Source organism: Flavobacterium sp., from assembly GCF_044348915.1.
GTDB lineage: Bacteria > Bacteroidota > Bacteroidia > Flavobacteriales > Flavobacteriaceae > Flavobacterium.
The window spans coordinates 1-3701 of record NZ_JBIKRX010000144.1; the positions used below are offsets into that span (position 1 = coordinate 1).

Annotated in this window: 2 protein-coding genes; both read right to left on the minus strand. The window is 33.2% G+C overall.

Annotation, left to right across the window (positions count from 1 at the left end; genetic code table 11):
• Positions 1–325: 325 nt before the first annotated feature.
• Positions 326–940 (minus strand): outer membrane beta-barrel protein, encoded by a 615-nt coding sequence (locus ACIQ1E_RS14005; RefSeq protein WP_396171976.1) that lies wholly within the window; start codon positions 938–940, stop codon positions 326–328.
• A gap of 228 nt (positions 941–1168) precedes the next feature.
• A complete protein-coding gene (locus ACIQ1E_RS14010) occupies positions 1169–3427 on the minus strand; it encodes a patatin-like phospholipase family protein (RefSeq protein ID WP_396171978.1) in 2259 nt (752 codons plus the stop codon).
• Between the last annotated feature and the right edge of the window lie 274 nt (positions 3428–3701).

A 3701-nucleotide genomic window follows, 5' to 3' on the forward strand; every position in this document is an offset into this window, starting at 1 on the left:
TTCCTTAAATCGCTTGTTAAATGTTATTGAATTCACACCTATAAATTTCTCCCTTGTACTCATTTGACAAAGGTAATACTATTTTCGTTTTTGGGCGGCCTAAACGCCTATACCTAAATAGTTTTATTAAAACGGGGAAATTCTGCAGCAACTTTCATTTAATATACTATTAGTTTATAGAATGAGGAAAATAAATGTACAAGCAATATTTCGTAAAATCGTATATAAATGTAGTAAATAAAATTGATCTTAGAAAATGGTATGACACAAAAAAAAGCCGCAAATCCATAGATAATGCAGCTTCAAATTTATGCTTATTTTACTTTTAGTGTTTGAAATCGAATTCAAAAGCAGCACCTAAACCAAATTGGTAAAGTGATGAATTTTCAGGATAATAAACGGTTCCCCAACCTGGATAATAATAAGAATCTCCACCATATGAAGCCCAAATCGTTTGGAAATACCCTTGTAATTTCAATGCAGTCGAGTCAGATGTTTTGATTTTTACACCTGCTTTGAAGTCCCAAGCAAAACCGGTATGTGATCCAGTTTCTGCATTTAACCATCCAACTCCTAAGTCTAAACCTAAATAGGGTTTTATATTTGGATTACTTGTTGGGAAATAATTGTTTCCACCAATTAAAATGTAGTTGATAGCAGCTTTATCTATACGACTTTCGTTTAGTTTATAACTAGAGAAAGTCACATCACTATCCATTCTTAGATACTTCAATTCGATAGATTTTGTAGGTCGAATATAAAATTCAGCTCCCAATCCGTATTGAAAGGCACCTTTGAATTCTACATTATACAAGTTGTCAGAAATATTATCATCAAATGTATAACCTCCGTAAAGGTTAAGTCCGATATCCCCCTGATTCTGAGCTTTTGCACCAAGTGCAAATAAAAATAATCCTGTAATAAGTACTAATTTTTTCATTGTTTTATTTTTAGTTAATTATGTTTTTTTTATCATTGTAATAAAACACTTGACAAATTTAGTATAATATTTTAAAATTACCAACTAAATCAAGCTAAATTCTATCGCGTAACTAAATGACTAATAAATGATAGATCACTTATTTTGCATAGCAATATTACGCTAAATCGTCGTTAAAAAAAATAGTTACCAATCGTTATATTTTAAAATAACAATCAATTCTATCCTTTAGAAAACGAAACCAATTTTGACGTGCGTATATACTTTTCCAATTTCAGGCGAATACATCGCATTGAGTTCCATTGGCAGAAAACCTAAATTATAACCCAATCCCAAGGAGAATCCGTTGACAGAATCTACAGTATCTGAATCCCAAAACTTGGTTTCCGTACTGAAATTATACATCCCTGTATTGGCTCTTCCCATCAAAAACAAACTCCCTGCAAAATTATATTGCAAACCTACTTGACCAGCTGCTACTGAAGCAGTATTTATTTGCTGTTCGTTAAGTCCCGCAAAGGCGACTTGTTGTCTAAACAATTGTTGAATTCCCCCCATATAAAAATTATCAACTATAAAGCCCTGCGATTTAATAGCCACGCTAGATTGTAGTGTATAAAACAACACCAACTTCTTACTTAAGGAATTAAATTGGGTGAAATTGACCATTAGCTTGTAAAAATTAGGTACGTTGTTCAGCAAACTAGATACATCTACTGTTGAACCATCTTCTACCGTTTGATCAATCTGAGCTTTTCTACCAAAAACAACTCCTGCTTGCGCATAAAAAAGGTGCCCCCTAGTTGGAAAATTAGGTCTGTCCGTAGTAATAGATTCTGAACCTAAATAGGCAAAATAGTTACCAACGAATCCCTTATAGTAAATTCCCTCGACAACATCTGGTGAAAAGGTATTTCTATTATGAAGCATTCCTGCGGATATATTCCAATCGTTACCTAGTACTCGTGTATAACTTAAATCAAATTGAGAGTATCCTATACTGTACACAAAGAGCTTTTGATCGCCATCATATCGGTTCAATGGTAGATTTTGTCTTTCCCAACTGACATTAAAAAAATTATTCGCTTTTGGTCCGAAAATTTGTTTATGCTCCAACAAAAATCTAAAGTTTTCCCCAACGGCAAATTTCGCCATTGTTCTGGACTTGTTCAATAGTAAATCTCTCATAGTCAAATTCAACAAAACGGCTGGCCCAGTAAAGGAATGAAACGACAAACCTGCCTTAACTTGAGTCAAAGGCTTTTCTTTAATGATACAAATTAACTTAGCGTGTCCTTCAATAGTAGGTTCTAATTTATAGTAAATATTGTCGTAATAACGACTTGCAAAAGCAACTCTAAAACCATCATTAATTTGTTCTGCTGTATATCCATTTCCAGGTTTGATAGCCAATTTTTGCAGAAGTAAACTTTGACTAGTTTCTTTTATACCTTCATACCCAATTTCATCGATCACGATTTTATCTACTGTTGGTAAACGATTATATGGATCGTACTTTACTGGATACTTTGCATTCAGAGAGTCTGCCAATTTTTTGAAATAAGGATAATAAAGTTTGCCAACGGCATTACCGATATCCATTATAGAATCTGTAGCATCAAAACTACCCGCACTGTATTTATCTAAAGCAGGTTCAATAACAAGATTACAAAGTTTTTTTTCTTCTACTAGATCATCGGCATCACGGTATTGGGTAATTTGATAAAAAACATCCAGTACATTGTTCAATTTTTCGATATCGGGTAGTCCTGTAAATAAATTCACCCCAATTACAATATCAGCGCCCATTTCTTTAACGTCTTTTACAGGAAAATTTCGAACTATCCCACCATCAACCAACTTAGTTTTGTCGCTATCAACAGCTGTAAAAACGCTTGGAATTGCCATACTAGCGCGAACAGCCTTAACAATGTCACCTTTTGATATTACAATTGCTTTTCCATTAGACAAATCGGTTGTAATACATTTAAAAGGGATGCTGAATTTTGAAAAATCTTTGACGTTGTATACTGGCAAAAACATTCTATTCAAAATTAGCCAGAGCTCCTGAGAATCAATTAATCCCGTGGCGAGTTGAGCTTTTTTGTCTTTGATTCCTACTTCTACAGAATATTGTCCGAATTCATCTTTTTCATCAATACCAACAAATTTATAGATAGGCTTTCCGCTCAATAACTCATCCCAATTCAGTTGTTTGGTCACTTTTTCAATTTCATTACCCGAATAACCCACGGAATAAAGTCCACCGATAATACTACCCATACTAGTACCCGTTACATAATCTATTTTTAAACCAGCGCTGTCAATAGCTTTTAGAATCCCAATATGGGCAATACCTTTGGCTCCACCGCCACTCAAAACCAATCCTACTTTTGGTCGCTCCTGCGCATTGATGCAATGGATAGCAATCATTAAATAACAAAATATTGGTGCGAATGATTTTTGAAAATATAAATTTATACTCATTGTCTGTTAGAATTAATTTTATTAGATATTCAATTCTTTATTACTATTTGTAACCAAAGTAAAAGTACTAATTTCAATCGAAATATGTGCAGCATTTTTTAGAATCCATCGTTAAAACAAACTATTAAAAAAAATTGAGTGCAATTATTATTTAGTCATTCCTTAAGAACCCACTTTTTGAGTTTTTAGATTTTTTACCAAAAATACATCTGCAAAAATAAGCAGTAAAAATTCGAGCCAAAGAACAATTTGCTCTTTGATTTGGTTGAATCGT